We start from the raw sequence: 1,044 nt of genomic DNA, 5'->3' as shown, positions 1-1,044 counted from the left end.
GCTCGGCTCAGGAGAGTTTTGTGGTGAAGTTGTTGATGAAGAGTTGTCAGTGATCGGATCTAGTGTCACAGGGACAATTGTTAGTTTGGTAGTTGACATAAAGAAGCACCCCCTCTAATTTAATACAATTATCGTACCGGAGGTGCCTGGTTATTTATATGCGTTATTTGAATACGGGCTTACACCTTATTTCTACGCTAAAATGCAAAAAAGCACTTGTTGCCATAATTGACAATCAAGCGCTTTAAGTTCATCTGTTTTTAAGTAGCATAAATTTGTAAGTTTTGTAGTAACTGTATGACACCTTTTGTATATCATGACAACTACTACGTTAAAACTTACGAGTTTGTACGAATTCGTTAGTTTCATGCCCACTCCATGTGTTTAAATTCACCGGCATGTAAAATGTCATTTCGCCTAAGCTCGTACTTCTTTTTCTATTCTATTATTGCACATTGTACTCTATGATTGTATGGTATTACCTTCATGAGCTCTAAATTTCAAGCATATCATCATTCATGTTGTCCAAAGCATAAATATCTCATAAAAATCACCTGATGCCCTAAAAGGAAATCAAGTACTTAAGGGTTATAATCTATCTCAACCTTACTAAGACCATCTAGTACTTTCTCTATCCTATTAGTCAAGTCTGCTATTTCTTCATGTGTCAGTTCGTTTGTAACATCTAAATCTTTAAACATATTTAATCTCTTTGTTATCCCTTCAACATATCCAATAAAGACCTTATTTTTGGATAACAATATTTCACCTACTGCAGTATCAACAATAAAGTCTTCTACCTTTCCAAGATTTATATATTCATTAACAGTTCTTGCTATTGCATCTTCATGTCCCCTATTTAATTTTAAATAATCATTATAGTCTTCGTTAATCGCTTCAAATATTTCATTATATTCCCATTCTTCCATGATATCACTCCTCTTTTATGGTTTAAGTCTTTCACCGTTATTATGAATAACTTCCAATTCAATATTCTTATATTTATTAGCAAATATTCGTCTCAGCAGGTTTACTATCTTTTGA

1 protein-coding gene is annotated in these 1,044 nt (G+C 33.0%); it reads right to left on the bottom strand.

All coding sequences use genetic code 11. From position 1 onward, the window contains the following. Positions 1 to 581: 581 nt before the first annotated feature. The gene (locus C9J37_RS27725; RefSeq protein WP_107897940.1) at positions 582 to 929 is read right to left on the bottom strand and encodes an Imm3 family immunity protein; all 348 of its coding nucleotides are present in this window, start codon (positions 927 to 929) and stop codon (positions 582 to 584) included. Positions 930 to 1,044: the final 115 nt, after the last annotated feature.

The sequence above is a fragment of the Lysinibacillus mangiferihumi genome, from assembly GCF_003049665.1.
In the GTDB taxonomy this organism is placed as follows: domain Bacteria; phylum Bacillota; class Bacilli; order Bacillales_A; family Planococcaceae; genus Lysinibacillus; species Lysinibacillus mangiferihumi.
This window is presented reverse-complemented; position numbering and strand designations above follow the sequence as displayed.

Bases quoted from the DNA above. Each gene is read 5' to 3' on its own strand.
- C9J37_RS27725 (WP_107897940.1), bottom strand. From the start codon at position 929: ATGGAAGAATGGGAATATAATGAAATATTTGAAGCGATTAACGAAGAC.